This window comes from Methylonatrum kenyense (assembly GCF_023195885.1).
Taxonomy (GTDB): domain Bacteria; phylum Pseudomonadota; class Gammaproteobacteria; order Nitrococcales; family Aquisalimonadaceae; genus Methylonatrum; species Methylonatrum kenyense.
Genome location: NZ_JALPKO010000005.1, coordinates 139,812 through 154,735, shown reverse-complemented (window position 1 = coordinate 154,735; position 14,924 = coordinate 139,812). Strand labels below are relative to the sequence as shown.

At 64.3% G+C, this 14,924-nt stretch carries 18 protein-coding genes; 9 read left to right on the top strand and 9 right to left on the bottom strand.

What is annotated here, in order from left to right; all coding sequences use genetic code 11:
* Window positions 1-116 precede the first annotated feature (116 nt).
* Window positions 117-1,304 carry a trypsin-like peptidase domain-containing protein gene (locus M0534_RS08020; protein WP_248567905.1) on the top strand — a complete coding sequence of 396 codons (1,188 nt, stop codon included), beginning with the start codon at window positions 117-119 and terminating at the stop codon, window positions 1,302-1,304.
* A 26-nt stretch (window positions 1,305-1,330) separates the two neighbouring features.
* Here M0534_RS08020 and hisC read toward each other — a convergent pair whose 3' ends face one another.
* The 9 genes from hisC to M0534_RS07975 all read right to left on the bottom strand — a co-directional run bounded on the left by hisC (window position 1,331) and on the right by M0534_RS07975 (window position 8,437).
* On the bottom strand, window positions 1,331-2,431 hold the full coding sequence (gene hisC / locus M0534_RS08015; protein ID WP_248567904.1) for a histidinol-phosphate transaminase: 1,101 nt from the start codon (window positions 2,429-2,431) through the stop codon (window positions 1,331-1,333).
* Window positions 2,418-3,734 carry a histidinol dehydrogenase gene (hisD, locus tag M0534_RS08010; protein WP_248567903.1) on the bottom strand — a complete coding sequence of 439 codons (1,317 nt, stop codon included), beginning with the start codon at window positions 3,732-3,734 and terminating at the stop codon, window positions 2,418-2,420. Before hisD ends, hisC begins: the two co-directional genes overlap by 14 nt.
* A gap of 18 nt (window positions 3,735-3,752) precedes the next feature.
* On the bottom strand, window positions 3,753-4,388 hold the full coding sequence (gene hisG / locus M0534_RS08005; protein ID WP_248567902.1) for an ATP phosphoribosyltransferase: 636 nt from the start codon (window positions 4,386-4,388) through the stop codon (window positions 3,753-3,755).
* Between the two features lie 19 nt (window positions 4,389-4,407).
* Window positions 4,408-5,670, bottom strand: coding sequence for a UDP-N-acetylglucosamine 1-carboxyvinyltransferase (gene murA, locus M0534_RS08000; RefSeq protein ID WP_248567901.1), 1,263 nt, complete (start codon window positions 5,668-5,670; stop codon window positions 4,408-4,410).
* A gap of 103 nt (window positions 5,671-5,773) precedes the next feature.
* Window positions 5,774-6,022: a BolA family protein gene (locus M0534_RS07995; protein WP_248567900.1), complete on the bottom strand. Its 249-nt coding sequence runs from the start codon at window positions 6,020-6,022 to the stop codon at window positions 5,774-5,776.
* Window positions 6,019-6,366, bottom strand: coding sequence for an STAS domain-containing protein (locus tag M0534_RS07990; protein WP_248567899.1), 348 nt, complete (start codon window positions 6,364-6,366; stop codon window positions 6,019-6,021). Before M0534_RS07990 ends, M0534_RS07995 begins: the two co-directional genes overlap by 4 nt.
* Window positions 6,356-6,829, bottom strand: a complete 474-nt coding sequence (gene mlaD / locus M0534_RS07985; RefSeq protein ID WP_248567898.1) for an outer membrane lipid asymmetry maintenance protein MlaD — start codon at window positions 6,827-6,829, stop codon at window positions 6,356-6,358. The genes M0534_RS07990 and mlaD overlap by 11 nt, the downstream gene beginning before the upstream one ends.
* Before the next feature lie 13 nt (window positions 6,830-6,842).
* Complete coding sequence (gene mlaE, locus M0534_RS07980) at window positions 6,843-7,619, bottom strand: lipid asymmetry maintenance ABC transporter permease subunit MlaE (RefSeq protein ID WP_248567897.1); 777 nt, start codon at window positions 7,617-7,619, stop codon at window positions 6,843-6,845.
* The gene (locus tag M0534_RS07975; RefSeq protein WP_248567896.1) at window positions 7,616-8,437 is read right to left on the bottom strand and encodes an ABC transporter ATP-binding protein; all 822 of its coding nucleotides are present in this window, start codon (window positions 8,435-8,437) and stop codon (window positions 7,616-7,618) included. The genes mlaE and M0534_RS07975 overlap by 4 nt, the downstream gene beginning before the upstream one ends.
* Window positions 8,438-8,682: 245 nt before the next feature.
* Between M0534_RS07975 and M0534_RS07970 the strand changes: the two genes are divergently transcribed.
* The 8 genes from M0534_RS07970 (at window position 8,683) to ptsN (ending at window position 14,896) form a co-directional block, all read left to right on the top strand.
* Window positions 8,683-9,639: a KpsF/GutQ family sugar-phosphate isomerase gene (locus M0534_RS07970; protein ID WP_248567966.1), complete on the top strand. Its 957-nt coding sequence runs from the start codon at window positions 8,683-8,685 to the stop codon at window positions 9,637-9,639.
* On the top strand, window positions 9,639-10,202 hold the full coding sequence (locus M0534_RS07965; RefSeq protein ID WP_248567895.1) for a KdsC family phosphatase: 564 nt from the start codon (window positions 9,639-9,641) through the stop codon (window positions 10,200-10,202). The genes M0534_RS07970 and M0534_RS07965 overlap by 1 nt, the downstream gene beginning before the upstream one ends.
* The gene (gene lptC, locus M0534_RS07960; protein ID WP_248567894.1) at window positions 10,195-10,800 is read left to right on the top strand and encodes an LPS export ABC transporter periplasmic protein LptC; all 606 of its coding nucleotides are present in this window, start codon (window positions 10,195-10,197) and stop codon (window positions 10,798-10,800) included. Before M0534_RS07965 ends, lptC begins: the two co-directional genes overlap by 8 nt.
* Entirely contained in the window at window positions 10,781-11,326 is a 546-nt protein-coding gene (lptA, locus tag M0534_RS07955) for a lipopolysaccharide transport periplasmic protein LptA (protein ID WP_248567893.1), read from the top strand. The genes lptC and lptA overlap by 20 nt, the downstream gene beginning before the upstream one ends.
* On the top strand, window positions 11,323-12,048 hold the full coding sequence (gene lptB, locus M0534_RS07950; protein WP_248567892.1) for an LPS export ABC transporter ATP-binding protein: 726 nt from the start codon (window positions 11,323-11,325) through the stop codon (window positions 12,046-12,048). The genes lptA and lptB overlap by 4 nt, the downstream gene beginning before the upstream one ends.
* Before the next feature lie 319 nt (window positions 12,049-12,367).
* Complete coding sequence (locus tag M0534_RS07945; protein WP_248567891.1) at window positions 12,368-13,882, top strand: RNA polymerase factor sigma-54; 1,515 nt, start codon at window positions 12,368-12,370, stop codon at window positions 13,880-13,882.
* Window positions 13,883-13,957: 75 nt separating this feature from the next.
* Window positions 13,958-14,287, top strand: coding sequence for a ribosome hibernation-promoting factor, HPF/YfiA family (gene hpf, locus M0534_RS07940; RefSeq protein WP_248567890.1), 330 nt, complete (start codon window positions 13,958-13,960; stop codon window positions 14,285-14,287).
* 135 nt (window positions 14,288-14,422) lie between these two features.
* Entirely contained in the window at window positions 14,423-14,896 is a 474-nt protein-coding gene (gene ptsN, locus M0534_RS07935) for a PTS IIA-like nitrogen regulatory protein PtsN (protein WP_282571346.1), read from the top strand.
* Window positions 14,897-14,924 lie beyond the last annotated feature (28 nt).

Here is a 14,924-nt window from a genome sequence, read left to right as displayed (position 1 = left end):
GCCGCCGCGGCCTCGGGCCGTTCAAGCCGGCCGGGCCTCTCGTCCAGCGCGGGCGCATCGCCCACGCATGATTTCTGCAAGCCGCGTGGAAACCTCGGAACCCAGGACTGTCGACCATGCAAGCCCGTCGCCTCGCACGCTTCCTGCTGAGTTACATTCTACTCGGTGCCGTCGTGGCTGCCATCATTCTCTGGCTGTTCCCGGATTGGCAGGGTACCGGCTTTCCGTCCCGCGTTGTCGAAGTCCAGGAAGCGCCCAGCGAACGGCTGGCGGACGCCGTCGGAAGGCCGCAAGCCGGGCCGGTGTCCTATGCCGACGCCGTGGACCTGGCAGCGCCGGCCGTGGTGAACATCTTCACCAGCAAGCGCATCAGCCGCCAGGATCATCCGCTTTACGACGACCCGATGTTCCGCCATTTCTTCGGCGAGGACGATGAGGGTGAGCGGCGGCGCCCCGAGCCGACCGAGACCAACCTGGGTTCGGGGGTGATCGTCAGTGACGGTGGCTTCATCCTGACCAACAACCATGTCATCGACGGCGCGGATGAAATCCAGGTAGCACTGGCCGATGGCCGTTCCACGGATGCCGAGGTCGTGGGTACGGATCCGGAAACCGACCTCGCGGTGTTGCGCATCCGGATGCAGGACCTGCCGGTGATCACACTGGGCCGCTCCGAGGAAGCCCGCGTCGGCGATGTGGTGCTGGCCATCGGCAACCCGTTCGGGGTCGGCCAGACCGTGACCCAGGGCATCGTCAGCGCGACGGGCCGCAGCCAGTTGGGCCTGTCCACCTTCGAAAACTTCATACAGACCGACGCGGCGATTAACCCGGGTAATTCCGGCGGCGCGCTGATCAATGCCCGCGGTGACATGGTCGGCCTGAACACCGCGATATTCTCCGGCTCCGGCGGCTCCCACGGCATTGGTTTCGCGATCCCCGCGGAGCTGGCCCAGGGCGTGATGGAGAGCATTATCGAAACCGGACGCGTGGTGCGTGGCTGGGCCGGCGTCGAAGTCCAGAACCTGACCCGACAACTCGCCGAATCCTTCCAGCTGGATCGTCCTCGCGGGGTGCTGGTGGCCGGCATCATGCGCGGCGGACCGGCCGACCGTGCGGGCCTGCGGCCGGGTGACCTGATTCTGGCCATCGAGGGCGAGGAAATCGACAACGCGCAGGATCTGCTGCGGCTGGTGACCGAGCAGGCCCCGGGGCAGACAATTCAGTTCAGGGGCCTCAGCGACGGCGAGCGGGCAGACTGGGAGCTTCGGGTGCGGGAGCGACCGCGGATCGAGGACCTGCGATAGCAGGCCAGCGCAAGCCGGCGTTTGCCTCAGCCTTCGCCTACCGCGGCCAGCGCGTCGACGAAGGCCCGGTTTTCCCCGGTGCTGCCCACGGTCACGCGCAGGCAGTCGTGCAGCAGGGGATGACTGCCATCCAGGCACTTGATCAGGATGCCGGACTCACGCAGCCGGGCATGAATCGTCGCGGCCGATCCACTGCGGCTGCGGAAGGTGATGAAATTGGCACGGCTGGGCCAGGCCTTGACGACCGCCGGCAGCCGTTGCAGTTGCTCCAGCAGCAACTCCCGGTCGGCACGGATACGCGCCGTCTGCTCCTCCAGCAAGGTCTCGTGCTCCAGCGCGAACAAGGTGCTGCGCTGTGTCAGCGTATTGATGTTGTAGGGCAAGCGGCACTTTTCCAGTTCCCGGATCCAGGCCGGCTGCGCCACCAGGAAGCCGAGCCTCAGGCCGGCCAGCCCCATCTTCGACAAGGTCCGCATCACCAGCAGTTGCGGCCGGTCGGGCACCAGGTCGATAAAGCTCTCGCCGCAGAATGCATGGTAGGCCTCATCCAGTACCACGACGCCGGGAGCCAGATCGAGGATTTCCCTGACCTGCTCCGCATCGAAGGCATTGCCGGTCGGATTGTTCGGATAGGCCAGATAGATGATTGCCGGCCGACACTCGGCAATTGCCCTTCGCATTGCCGGCATGTCCAGCGCGAAATCCTCGCCCCGTAGCGGAACCTCGACAAACTCCATGCCGGTGAAGCCGGCGATCAGCCGGTACATGGCGAAGCCCGGCCCCGGGCTGAGCACGGTACGGGACTCGCCGCCAAGGGCCATGCCCAGCAACTGAATCAGCTCATCGGAACCGTTGCCCAGCAGCAGATCTGCCGCATCGGGGATGGCCTGACTGCGCCGCAGCGCGGCCTTCAGATCCGCGGCCTGCGGATCCGGATAGCGATTGATCTCGGCATCGCGCAGGGCACCAAGCCACTGTTCCCGCACTGCCTGTGGCCAGCTGTACGGGTTCTCCATCGCGTCGAGCTTGATCAGGCCACGTGCCGGGGGCACATGGTAGGCACGCATCTCCTGCACCGCCGGACGGACCAGTGCACGGATCAGCGCATCCGCCTCAGTGCTCGGCATCCGCCGCCTCCACGCGGTAGTCGGCGGAGCCCGCATGGGCATCCAGCCCCTCGGCCCGGGCTAGTACGGCGGCAGGCCCACCGAGGTAGGCGGCGCCCGCGGAGGTGCAATGAATCAGGCTGCTACGCTTCTGGAAGTCGTAGACCCCGAGCGGCGAGGCAAACCGCGCCGTGCGCGAGGTCGGCAACACATGATCCGGACCGGCACAGTAGTCGCCCAGGACCTCGGCCGTATGCCGCCCCAGGAAAATCGCGCCGGCATGGCGAATGCGTTCTGCCATCCGTTCCGGCTGCGCCACAGACAGCTCCAGATGCTCCGGGGCCACGAAGTTGACCACCTGTTCGGCCTCCACCAGGTCACGCACGCAGATCAGCGCACCGCGGCCGGCGAGGGAGGCCCGGATGATGTCGGATCGCTCCATGCCCGGCAGCATGCGTTCGATCGCCTGCTGCACCTCGTCCAGATAGCGGGACTCGGGGCAGACCAGGATGGCCTGGGCATCCTCGTCGTGCTCGGCCTGGGAGAACAGGTCCATCGCGATCCATTCGGGGTCGGTCTGACCGTCACAGACCACGAGGATTTCCGAAGGCCCGGCGATCATGTCGATGCCGACGGTGCCGAACACCCGCCGCTTTGCTTCGGCAACAAAGGCATTGCCGGGGCCGACGATCTTGTCCACCGCCGGCACCGTCTCGGTGCCATAGGCCAGCGCCGCCACGGCCTGTGCGCCACCGATCATGAACACCCGGTTGACGCCGGCCAGCCAGGCGGCGGCCAGCACCATCGGCTCCAGCTTGCCGTCGGGAGCCGGCACCACCATGACAATGTCCTCGACGCCGGCCACCTTGGCCGGCAGCGCGTTCATCAGCACCGACGACGGATAGGCCGCCTTGCCCCCGGGCACATACAGGCCAACCCGATCCAGCGGCGTGACCTTCTGGCCCAGCACGGTGCCGTGGCCGTCGTCGTAGCGGAAATCCTCGATTTTCTGCCGTTCGGCATAAGCGGTGATGCGCCGGGCAGCGAATTCCAGTGCCTCCCGTTGCTCCGCCGGCAATTCCTCGAACGCCGCACGCAGGTGTTCCACCGGCAACTCCAGTTCCGCGACGCTGCCCGCCTTCAAGCGATCGAACTTTTCCGTATAACGAAGCACTGCGGCATCACCCTCCCGCCGCACCGCCTTGAGAATATCGCGCACCACGCCCTCAACCCGGTGTTCATGGGCGTCATCCCAATCCGTGAGGCGACGCAGGGCATCCCAGAAATCGGGCTGCGTTGTGCTCAGTCGGGTGATATCCACCATGCTGTGTCCCTCGCTGACTCAGGCCGCACCAAGGCGTTGTTCCAGTTTTTCCAGGAACGCCTTGATCGGCTTGTGTTTAAGCTTCATCGACGCCCGGTTGACCACCATACGCGAGCTGATGTCCGCAATATGTTCCAGCGGCACCAGTCCATTCGCCTCCAGCGTACGTCCGGTGTCGACCAGGTCCACGATCAAATCCGCCAAACCGGCGATCGGCGCCAGTTCCATCGAGCCGTACAGCTTGATGGTTTCCACCTGGCGCCCCTGCTCGGCAAAATAACGCCGGGTAATGTTGACGAACTTGGTCGCTACCCGCAGCGTGCCCGGCCGCCGATGGGCGTCCGGGAAGCCGGCCACCATCAGCCGGCAACGGGCGATGCCCAGGTCCAGCGGTTCATACAGGTCGTCACCGCCGTGTTCCATCAGCACGTCCTTGCCGGAGACTCCCAGGTCCGCGGCACCGTACTGCACGTAGGTCGGCACATCCGTGGCCCGCAGCACCACCAGCTTGACCCCGGGGTCCGTGGTGTCGAGCACCAGCTTGCGGCTGCGCGCCGGATCGTCCACCGGCTCGATGCCGGCGGCGGCCAGCAGCGGCAGCGTATCCTCCAGAATCCGCCCCTTGGACAGGGCGATGATCAGGTGTTCAGTCATCGGTTTGCATTCCCGCCTCTCAATCCGGCACGCGACGGATCTCGGCGCCAAGCTGCGCAAGTTTCTCTTCAATACATTCATAACCGCGATCGATATGGTAGATCCGGTCGACCAGCGTCTCGCCCTCCGCCACCAGCCCCGCCAGGACCAGGCTGGCCGAGGCGCGCAGGTCCGTGGCCATGACCGGTGCGCCGGTCAGGAGCGGCACACCCTGACTGAAGGCGGTGTTGCCTTCAAGCCGGATATCGGCGCCCATGCGCTGCATCTCCAGCACGTGCATGAAGCGATTCTCGAACACGGTCTCGGTGATGGTTGCCGCACCCTCGGCTACCGCGTTAAGCGCACAAAACTGGGCCTGCATATCGGTCGGGAAAGCCGGGTAAGGCGCCGTTCGCAGGCTCACCGCCCTGGGCCGGCGGCCATCGCGCATTTCCAGTTCGATCCAGTCCGGCCCAACCGTGATCGTAGCCCCGGCCTCGCGCAGTTTGGCCAGCACCGCATCCACCAGATCCGCCCGGGTCTCGCGGAGCCGAACCCGACCACCGGTGATCGCCGCCGCCACCAGGTAGGTCCCGGTTTCGATCCGGTCAGGCAGCACATCGTATCGGCGCCCCTCCAGCCGCTCGACACCCTCGATCACGATGGTGTCGGTACCGGCGCCGGTGATCTGCGCGCCCATGGCATTGAGGCATTCGGCCAGGTCCACCACTTCCGGTTCCCGGGCCGCGTTCTCGATGATGGTCCGGCCATCGGCCAGCGTCGCCGCCATCATCAGGTTTTCGGTGCCGGTGACAGTGACCATATCCATGACGATCCGCGCGCCATGCAGTCGCTTGGCGCGTGCCTTGATGTAGCCGGCTTCGACCTGGATATCGGCGCCCATACGAGTCAGTCCGTCGATGTGCAGATTGACCGGCCGGGAGCCGATCGCACAGCCACCCGGCAGCGACACATCGGCGCGGCCGAACCGGGCCAGCAGCGGACCCAGCACCAGGATCGAGGCGCGCATGGTGCGCACGAGCTCATACGGTGCGAAGCAGCTGGTCAGCGTTCGCGGATCAACCTCGATGCGCATGCGCTCATCGACGGTCAAGCGCACGCCCATGCGCCCCAGCAACTCCATGGTCGTGGTGATGTCATGCAAGTGCGGTACGTTGCCAATGCTCATCGGACCATCGGCCAGCAGCGCTCCGGCAAGGATCGGCAGGGCCGCATTCTTGGCACCGGAAATGCGGATGCTGCCGTCAAGGCGGCGACCGCCGTTGATAATCAGCTTTTCCATGTTCGGATGTCTGTGCTCGGAATCGGGCGGCGGGATTGCCGCGAAGCCGCGCCCGGGATTCGCCTCGCCCCGGTTGCAGGCCGTTCTGTTGCGGGGAGCGGATTCAGCCCTGCTGCTGGTCCCATTCGGCCGGTGTCAGCAAGCGCGTCAGGGACAGCGCATGCAACGCCCCTGAATCCATCTGTTCCCTGACCGCCTCATTCACCAGCCGGTGCCGGGCCAGCAGCGGCTGGCCCTCGAACGCCGGGCAGACCACCACGGCCTGAAAATGCTGGCCATCACCACTGACCTCGGCGAACGAGCCATCCAGTCCCGACTCGATCAGTCTTTTGACCTGTTCCGGTTCCATCATGCTTGCAACTCCTGTTGTTCCGAATCGGCTGCCGGCACATCAAGTGCCAGGATCTCTCGCACACCGCAGGTCCCCGCGATGGCCCGGATCTGCTCCGGCACGCGCGTGAACGTCACTGCTCCGCCCTGCTGCCGGGCACGCCGAACCCAGGCCAGCAGAAAGGCAACGCCGGCACTATCCGACCGCTGCACCGCCTGCAGGTCAAGCGCGGTGGCAGCCGAAAAATCCACGTCCCGTTCGGCCTGTCGCCAGAGGGCTGTTACCGACTGAAACCCCAGCTCACCGCGCAGCGCGTAGCCCTGGCCGTCCACCCGGACCAGCTCTCCCGTGCCCTCAGTCGTCATCGCCGCCATCACCCATGCTGGTCAGGAAACGTCCGATCAGTCGTTCCAGCACCAGCGCCGACTGGGTCAGCGTGATTTCGTCGCCGTCCTCAAGGTAGAAATCAAGCCCGCCCGGGTCCAACGCAATGTACTGTTCACCCAGCAACCCCGAGGTATAGATCGAGGCGCCCGTGTCTTCCGGAATCTCGTTGAAATCGCGTCGGATGGTCACCGTGACCACCGCGTCGAAGCTACGCGGATCCAGCTCGATGGACTTGACCCGGCCGACCTGGACCCCGGACATCGTCACCGGCGCACGTTCGCGCAAGCCACCGATGTTATTGAAGCGCAGGTGCACATCGTAACCGTCCACGGTCTGAAACAGCGGGATATTGCTGACCTGCATGGCCAGTCCCAGCAGGGCCGCAAAACCGGCCGCGACAAACAGCCCGACCCAGATTTCGACGCTACGTGCCATGTTCATGTGCTACCCCGACTCAGCCGAACATCAGCGCGGTGAGGACAAAGTCCAGTCCCAGCACTGCCAGTGAAGTGTGTACCACGGTGCGTGTCGTGGCGCGGCTCACGCCTTCCGCCGTGGGTTCCGCATCATAGCCTTCGTAAACCGCAATCCAGCTCGCGACAAAGCCGAACACCAGGCTCTTGATCACGCCGTTCATCACGTCGTCGCGGAAATCCACGGCGGATTGCATCTGCCCCCAGAACGGCCCTTCATCCAGCCCCAGGGCGCCAACACCGACCACATAGGCCCCCATGATGCCGAGAAAACTGAAGATCGCTGCCAGCAGGGGCATGGAGATGAACCCCGCCAGCAGGCGTGGCGCAATCACACGCCGCATCGGATCCACCGCCATCATCTCCATGCTGGACAACTGCTCGGTGGTTTTCATCAGGCCGATCTCGGCGGTCAGCGCCGAACCGGCGCGTCCTGCAAAAAGCAGCGCCGTGACCACTGGTCCGAGTTCGCGCAGCAGCGACAACGCCACCAGCACACCAAGCGAGTCCTGGGCACCAAAGTTGACCAGGGTGTTGTAGCCCTGCAACGCAAGCACCGCGCCAACAAAGGTGCCCGAGACGACGATAATGATCAGCGACAGCACCCCGATCGAATAGATCTGCGCGACCACCAGCCCCGGGCGCAGAATCAGCCCGGGAAGCCCAACCAGGGCATGCCAGAGGAACAGGCAGCCGCGACCGATACGGGCGAGCACGCCCAGCGTCGAGCGGCCGATGCGCGAGAAGAAATCCGTCATCGCCGGGTGTCCAGCAAATCGTCGGCCAGCGAGTCTGCCGGATAATGGAACGGTACCGGCCCATCCGGCAGCCCGTGCATGAACTGGCGGACCCATTCGGACTCCGACGCCATCAGCTGCTCGGGGCTGCCCGACTCCACCACCCGTCCCTGGGAGATCACGTAGATCAAGTCGGCGATTCGGGCAGTCTCGGCAACGTCATGGGAGACGATGACGCTGGTCAGCCCGAGGGCGTCATTCAGGGTCCGGATCAGCGTCACCAGCGCGCCCATGGAGATCGGATCCTGCCCCGCGAACGGTTCGTCATACATGATGATGGCCGGATCCAGGGCAATCGCACGGGCAAGTGCCACACGCCGCGCCATACCGCCGGACAGCTCCGCCGGCATCAAATCACGGGCGCCCCGCAGGCCAACGGCCTGCAGTTTCATCAACACCAGATCACGGATCAGTGGCTCAGGCAGATCGGTGTGCTCACGCAGCGGGAAAGCCACGTTCTCGAACACATTGAGGTGCGTGAACAGGGCACCGCTCTGGAAAAGCAGCCCCATCCGCCTGCGCAGCCGGTAAAGCTGCCGGTGCCGCAACTGATGCACCGTTTCATCGCCAACGCGGACCTCTCCCGCATCCGGACGCAACTGGCCGCCGATCAAACGCAGCAAGGTTGTCTTGCCGGTACCACTCGGACCCATGATCGCGGTAACCGAACCGCGGGGAATGCGGATGTCGACTCCGTCGAAAATCACGTTGCGGCCGCGCGAGAAATGCAGATTGCGGATATCGACGATGCAATCGTCGGCAGAGTCTGAGGCGGCCATGGGTTTCCGTGATCGAGCGCGCAGTCGGAGAATGGCGGTCGAGTATCTGTGAAGGGCAGAAACGAGTCAAATCAAGGGCTGGCGGAGATTTTTCGACAACGCCGGGAGTCGCGCAGCGCAATTTCGGTGGGAAACGCGGATCTGTTCGCCTGCTATGATCCGCGCAGACCGCAGGAATTCCGGAGCAGATCTTGAGCGATGTAAACCGAACCGACCGCGGACCACCCCCGATCGACGACAGCTGCATGCTGGAACTGGCGCGCAGTGTGCTCGAACTGGAAGCCGACGCGGTGCGCGGACTCATCGCGCGCCTGGATCACGACTTTGCCCGCGCCTGCCACCACCTGCTGACCTGTCGCGGTCGCATCGTGGTACTCGGCATGGGTAAATCCGGGCATATCGGCGGCAAGATCGCCGCCACCCTTGCCAGCACCGGCTCACCAGCCTTTTTCGTGCATCCCGGCGAGGCCAGCCACGGCGACCTCGGCATGCTCACCCGCGATGACGCGGCACTGGTATTGAGCAACTCCGGAGAAACCGGTGAACTGGTCACGATACTGCCGTTGATCAAGCGTCTCGGGATTCCGCTGATCACCTTGACCGGCAATCCGCGTTCGACGCTGGCCGGGGCGGCCACTTTCAATATCGATGTCAGCGTACCGCAGGAAGCCTGCCCGCTGAATCTGGCGCCAACGGCCAGCACTACCGCCGCCCTGGCCATGGGCGACGCGATCGCCATTGCATTGCTCGAGGCCCGGGGCTTCACCGCCGAGGACTTCGCCCGCTCGCATCCGGGCGGACGGCTTGGCCGGCGCCTGCTGTTGCTGATTGACGATCTGATGCATACCGGCGAGCGAATTCCTCGTGTCGCCTCCGGAGCCCCGCTGCGGGATGCGCTGGTGGAAATGAGCCGGAAGGGCCTGGGCATGACCGCGGTCGTGGATGACGACGACCGTCTCGCCGGCATCTTTACTGACGGTGACCTGCGCCGCAGCCTGGACCAGGGTATTGACGTGCACGAGGCACGGGTCAGTGAACTGATGACCACCGGCCCGCGCACCATACGCCGAGGCGCCTTGGCCGCCGAGGCACTGCGGCTCATGGAAACTCACAAGATCAACGCCCTGGTGGTCACCGACGACAAGGACCGCGTGGTCGGCGCGCTGAACATGCACGACCTGCTGCGCGCCGGGGTGGTGTAATGGCTGATCCGCAATCGAGCCTGGTGCCGCTACCCGACGAGACCCTGCTGCGGCGGGCCGGACGTATCCAGCTGCTGGTCCTGGACGTGGACGGCGTACTGACCGACGGCACCCTCTGGTATGGCGAGACCGGGGAGGCGGTCAAGGCGTTCAACAGCCTGGACGGGCTGGGTATGACGCTGCTGAAACGCGAGCAGATAGCCGTCGCTTTCCTCAGTGCCCGCGACTCGGCGCCGCTACGACAACGGGCCGGCGAGCTTGGCGTCACCCATCTGCTGCTGGGGCGTCATGACAAGGCCGAAGCCTGGCAGGGACTGCTCCGAAAACTCGATATCACGGCCGAGCAGGCGGCCTATGCGGGTGACGACCTGATCGACCTGCCGGTGCTACGCCGGGCAGGACTGGCGATCACGGTCCCGAACGGGCACCCTGCCCTGCGCCAATATTGTCACTGGTGTACCGAACGCCGCGGGGGCCAGGGTGCCGTGCGCGAAATCTGTGAACTGCTGCTGGCCGGCCGCGGTCGACTGGATGCTGTAGTCCGGAGTTACGCGGATGCCTGAAAAGCCGACCCTGCGATCACCGCAGCGCCGCCTGTTTCCATGGGTGGTGGGCGTGTTGCTGGTGGTGGTCGGCTGGCTGGTGCTGGATGAGCAGATGCGGCCAACCGCGCCAACCGACGTGACCCGCGAGGAGGAAACGGAGCGCCAGCCTGACTATTTCATCGAGGACTTCCACAGCATTTCACTGGACGAGACCGGCGAACCCGCCTGGGAATTGCGCGGCCCGCGCATGGTACATTTTATTGATGAGGACCTCTGGACCATCGACTCTCCGGACATGCTCTACCATGTGGAGCGCGGTGAGCCATGGCGGCTGAGGTCGGATTCGGGCCGCGCCTGGTCGGCGCTCACCGAAGCCGTGCTGGAAGGCGATGTGCTGGCCAGCCGCGAAGCCGGTGAAGACAATGACTGGGCGGAGCTTGAAACCACGGAAGCCTGGCTCTATCCGCAGGAGCGCCTGGTACAGACCCAGAAGCCGGCAACGTACCGGACCCGCGGCGCGGTCGTCGATGGGGTGGGTGCACGAGGCGCGCTGGCGGTCAACCGTATCAACCTGCTATCCGAAGTGAGATCCCGCTATGCGCCGGAATCCGAGTAACCAGAACCGATCGCCATTTCGGCGACCCGCCGTCGGCGCCGCCCTGCTGCTGGCAATGCTGACGCTGGGTTCGGTTGCCACGGCCGACCAGAGCAGGCAGCCCATCTATCTCGATTCGGACACCGCCGAGCTGGACAACACGACCGGCACCAGTGTCTACACCGGCGATGTTGTCATGACCCAGGGCGTCAGGCGGGTGACCGGGGACAAGATGACCGTCTACACCACCGAGAACCGCCAGGTCCGGCGGATCGTGGTTGAGGGGCGGCCCGCAGTCTGGATCGAACGCCCCGCAGAGGAAGGCGAGTTGCTGAAAGGCGAGGCGCCGCGCATGGAATACCATGCGCAGGGACCAGAGCGGGTCATGCTGTTCGAGGGCGGCACCGTCACCCAGGGACGCAACACGGTGACCGGCGAAACCGTGGAATACGATCTGGAGACCGAGATCGCCAAGGCGCGCGGCAAGGACAGTCGGGAGCGGACCCGGATCACCTTCTTCCCCGAGGACGACAACGGCGACGAATGAGTACCCTCCGCGTCGTCGACATCAGCAAGGCCTACCGCCGACGCCGCGTGGTGGAAAATGCCTCTTTGCACGTCAGCAGCGGTGAAGTCGTCGGCCTGCTGGGTCCGAACGGTGCAGGCAAGACCACCTGCTTCTACATGATTGTCGGCCTGGTGCCCGTGGATGGCGGTGAGATCCTGCTGGATGACCAGGACATCACCGGGCTGGCGATCCACACCCGGGCGCGCCGTGGAGTCGGTTACCTGCCGCAGGAAGCCTCGATATTCCGCAAACTCAGCGTGATGGACAATCTGCTGGCAATCCTCGAGACACGACCGGAACTCGATGCAAGACGACGTCGGGACCGGGCACTGGAACTGCTGGAGGAATTCAACGTCGCCCACCTGCAGGACCAGGTCGGGATCAGCCTCTCCGGCGGTGAACGGCGGCGCGTGGAGATCGCCCGAGCGCTGGCGGCCGACCCGCGTTTCATCCTGCTGGATGAACCCTTCGCCGGTGTCGACCCGATCTCGATTGGCGACATCCAGGACATCATTCGCCACCTCGCGGAGCGGGGCATCGGCGTCCTGATCACCGACCACAATGTCCGGGAGACCCTGGGCATTTGCGGCCGCGCTTACATCCTCGGCGAAGGACGCATCATCGCCGAAGGCGACGCGCCCACGATACTGGCCAACCAGAAAGTGCGGGACGTCTACCTTGGTGAAACCTTTCGCCTTTGACGGACCACGAATCGCTGCGAAGGCCTGCGTCGGGATGCGGCTCCCCCTCACCGCCAGGGGCGTGCCAAATGCCGCCGGACAGGCACCGCGCCTTGCCAGATGACCAAAACCGGTCTCGGACGCAGACGCGGGAATAGATCAGTGTTTCCCTAGCAGGCAAGAGTCGGGCCAACTATTCAACAGCAGCCGCTATTCAGCTAACATAGCAAGCTATGCGAATTCACTCGCCGGCCTGTCATCGATATCCCTTGCTGCAGCGGCCTGCCGTTCCGCTGCTGTGCGCATGGCCATGCATGCCGTCATCGGGAGTCGCTGTCGCATGAAGCAATCGTTGCAGCTCCGCCTCGGTCAGACGCTGACGATGACCCCACAGTTGCAGCAGGCGATACGCTTGCTGCAACTGTCAACGCTGGAGTTGCACATGGAAGTGCAGCAGGCACTGGATTCGAACCTGATGCTGGAGCCTGCCGACGACAGCGATGACGGCGTCGAGGAACGCGAGGCGGAAGCCAACGGCGAGGATAAGAGCGAGAGTGCTAAAGCGGAGACCGCGCAGGCGGACAGTGTCCGGGATGCGGCCGAACGCGAGGTCGATGAACGCAGCAGTTCCGCCAGCAGTGACGATATCCCCAAGGATCTGCCACTGGATTCCGACTGGGGTGACATCTACGACGGCACCACATCGTACAGTGCGCCTGCGCCTGACGAGGACGGACGCGACGCCTGGGAAAACCAGACCACGACAGGCCGCAACCTGCAGGATCACCTGCGCGAACAGGCAAGTCTGGCCCGATTGTCGGAACGGGACATGGCGATTGCCGAGGCCATCATCGATTCCGTGCGCGACGACGGCTATCTGTGCAACGGTCTCGATGACATCCGCAGTGCCCTGCCCGAGGACTGGCTGGTGGAAACCGACGAAATCGAGGCCGTCCGCCACCTGATTCAACGCTTCGATCCGCTGGGCGTGGCCTCGCTGGATCCGCGCGAGGCGCTGTTGCTGCAGCTGGACAGGCTGGATCCTGATACACCCTGGCTCAGCGAGGCGCGGCAACTGGTCGACCAGCACCTCGACCTGCTTGCCAGCCGACAGACGGCACAGCTGCTGCGCCGTCTGAAACTGCGCCAGGAAGACCTTTCCGAGGTCCTGGCACTGGTCCGCACGCTGGACCCGCGGCCCGGTTCCCAGATCAGTGACAGCACCGCCGAGTATGTCATCCCCGATGTCTATGTACGGCGGGACAAGGATGACTGGCGCGTCGAATTGAACCCGGAGGCAGCCCCGCGGGTGCGGGTCAACAGCTACTACGCCAGCCTGGTGCGGCGCGCCGACAACAGCCAGGACAACAGCACCATGCGGCAGCATCTGCAGGAGGCCCGATGGTTCATCAAGAGCCTGCGCAGCCGCAATGACACCCTGCTGAAGGTGGCGACCTGTATCGTGCGCCACCAGCGTGAGTTCTTCGAGCACGGCGAAGAGGCAATGAAACCGCTGGTGTTGCGTGAAGTGGCCGAGGAAGTGGAAATGCACGAGTCCACGATCTCCCGGATCACCACTTCGAAATACATGCACACCCCCCGCGGCACCTTCGAATTCAAGTATTTCTTTTCCAGCCATGTGCATACCGTCGACGGTGATGAATGCTCCGCCACCTCGATCCGCGCCCGCATTCGGCGGCTTATCGGTGAAGAGAACCCGGCAAAACCGTTGAGCGACAGTCGACTTGCCGACATCCTCAAGCAGGAGGGCATTAATGTCGCGCGGCGGACTGTGGCAAAGTATCGGGAAGCGATGTCGATTGCCTCGTCCAACGAACGCAAACGGATCGCTTGACCCGGCGGAACCCGCTTGCCGGAGCAACAAGCCAGGAGCCGCAACGCGGTTTCGGTGCGTACCAAGGAGAGCAGAATGCAGATCGACGTGACCGGACACCATGTGGACCTCACCGATTCCCTGAACGATTACGTCTCGCAGAAGTTCGATCGACTGGAACGTCACTTCGATAATGTCGTGGATGTCCACGTGATCCTGACCGTGGAAAAGATCCAGCAGAAGGCCGAAGCCACGGTCCAGATCAGCGGCGCACGGCTGTTTGCCGACTCTGTCGCGGATGACATGTACGCTGCCATCGACGGCCTCGTGGACAAGCTCGACCGGCAGGTCAAGAAACACAAGGAAAAGCTGACGGACCATCATCGTAGCGAAGGCGCCCAGGCGAAGGCGCTCGGCGAGGAGTAAACTGCACCTCCGCCTGTTGCACGATGTGCTGATGGAACTCATACGCGGCCGGCCCGAATGCCCAGGCGACGGGCCGGCCTTCTACTTGGGGGTAGCCTCAGCCTGCCCGCCACGGCCCGGGATACCTGACTCAGCATGATCAAGATCGCCGACCTGATAACCCCGGAACGTGTTGTCTGCGATGCCGACGTCAGCAGCAAGAAACGGGGACTGGAACTGCTCAGCGAACTGGTTGCCGAGCGCGACTCTGAGCTGCAGTCCACCGCCATCTTCAACAAGCTGATCAGCCGGGAGCGGCTCGGCAGCACGGGGCTGGGACACGGTGTGGCCATTCCGCATGCCCGGATCGAGGGAATGCCCAGTGCCTGCGCCGCCTTTATCAAGCTGCGCGAGGGAATCGATTTCGATGCCTTCGACCAGCAGCCCGTGGATATGCTGTTCAGCCTCGTGGTCCCGGAACACTTCACCGATGAACACTTGCAGATCCTGGCGCGCCTGGCCGAGATGTTCAGCGATGTAGCGTTCTGCCGGCAGCTGCGCGATTGCACTGACGACACGGCCCTGCACGGCCTGCTCGTGCAGTGGGATTCCGGCACGCGGGGTGACTGATACCGGCAAAAAACCGGTCCGGACCCGC

What these genes read in the sequence shown, in the direction of transcription:
- murA (WP_248567901.1), bottom strand. Translation starts at nt 5,670, where the DNA reads ATGGAAAAGCTGATTATCAACGGCGGTCGCCGCCTTGACGGCAGCATC.
- M0534_RS08020 (WP_248567905.1), top strand. Translation starts at nt 117, where the DNA reads ATGCAAGCCCGTCGCCTCGCACGCTTCCTGCTGAGTTACATTCTACTC.
- lptA (WP_248567893.1), top strand. Translation starts at nt 10,781, where the DNA reads ATGCGCCGGAATCCGAGTAACCAGAACCGATCGCCATTTCGGCGACCC.
- lptC (WP_248567894.1), top strand. Translation starts at nt 10,195, where the DNA reads ATGCCTGAAAAGCCGACCCTGCGATCACCGCAGCGCCGCCTGTTTCCA.
- hisG (WP_248567902.1), bottom strand. Translation starts at nt 4,388, where the DNA reads ATGACTGAACACCTGATCATCGCCCTGTCCAAGGGGCGGATTCTGGAG.
- hisC (WP_248567904.1), bottom strand. Translation starts at nt 2,431, where the DNA reads ATGCCGAGCACTGAGGCGGATGCGCTGATCCGTGCACTGGTCCGTCCG.
- lptB (WP_248567892.1), top strand. Translation starts at nt 11,323, where the DNA reads ATGAGTACCCTCCGCGTCGTCGACATCAGCAAGGCCTACCGCCGACGC.
- M0534_RS07970 (WP_248567966.1), top strand. Translation starts at nt 8,683, where the DNA reads ATGCTGGAACTGGCGCGCAGTGTGCTCGAACTGGAAGCCGACGCGGTG.
- ptsN (WP_282571346.1), top strand. Translation starts at nt 14,423, where the DNA reads ATGATCAAGATCGCCGACCTGATAACCCCGGAACGTGTTGTCTGCGAT.
- hisD (WP_248567903.1), bottom strand. Translation starts at nt 3,734, where the DNA reads ATGGTGGATATCACCCGACTGAGCACAACGCAGCCCGATTTCTGGGAT.
- M0534_RS07995 (WP_248567900.1), bottom strand. Translation starts at nt 6,022, where the DNA reads ATGATGGAACCGGAACAGGTCAAAAGACTGATCGAGTCGGGACTGGAT.
- mlaD (WP_248567898.1), bottom strand. Translation starts at nt 6,829, where the DNA reads ATGAACATGGCACGTAGCGTCGAAATCTGGGTCGGGCTGTTTGTCGCG.
- M0534_RS07945 (WP_248567891.1), top strand. Translation starts at nt 12,368, where the DNA reads ATGAAGCAATCGTTGCAGCTCCGCCTCGGTCAGACGCTGACGATGACC.
- mlaE (WP_248567897.1), bottom strand. Translation starts at nt 7,619, where the DNA reads ATGACGGATTTCTTCTCGCGCATCGGCCGCTCGACGCTGGGCGTGCTC.
- M0534_RS07990 (WP_248567899.1), bottom strand. Translation starts at nt 6,366, where the DNA reads ATGACGACTGAGGGCACGGGAGAGCTGGTCCGGGTGGACGGCCAGGGC.
- M0534_RS07975 (WP_248567896.1), bottom strand. Translation starts at nt 8,437, where the DNA reads ATGGCCGCCTCAGACTCTGCCGACGATTGCATCGTCGATATCCGCAAT.
- M0534_RS07965 (WP_248567895.1), top strand. Translation starts at nt 9,639, where the DNA reads ATGGCTGATCCGCAATCGAGCCTGGTGCCGCTACCCGACGAGACCCTG.
- hpf (WP_248567890.1), top strand. Translation starts at nt 13,958, where the DNA reads ATGCAGATCGACGTGACCGGACACCATGTGGACCTCACCGATTCCCTG.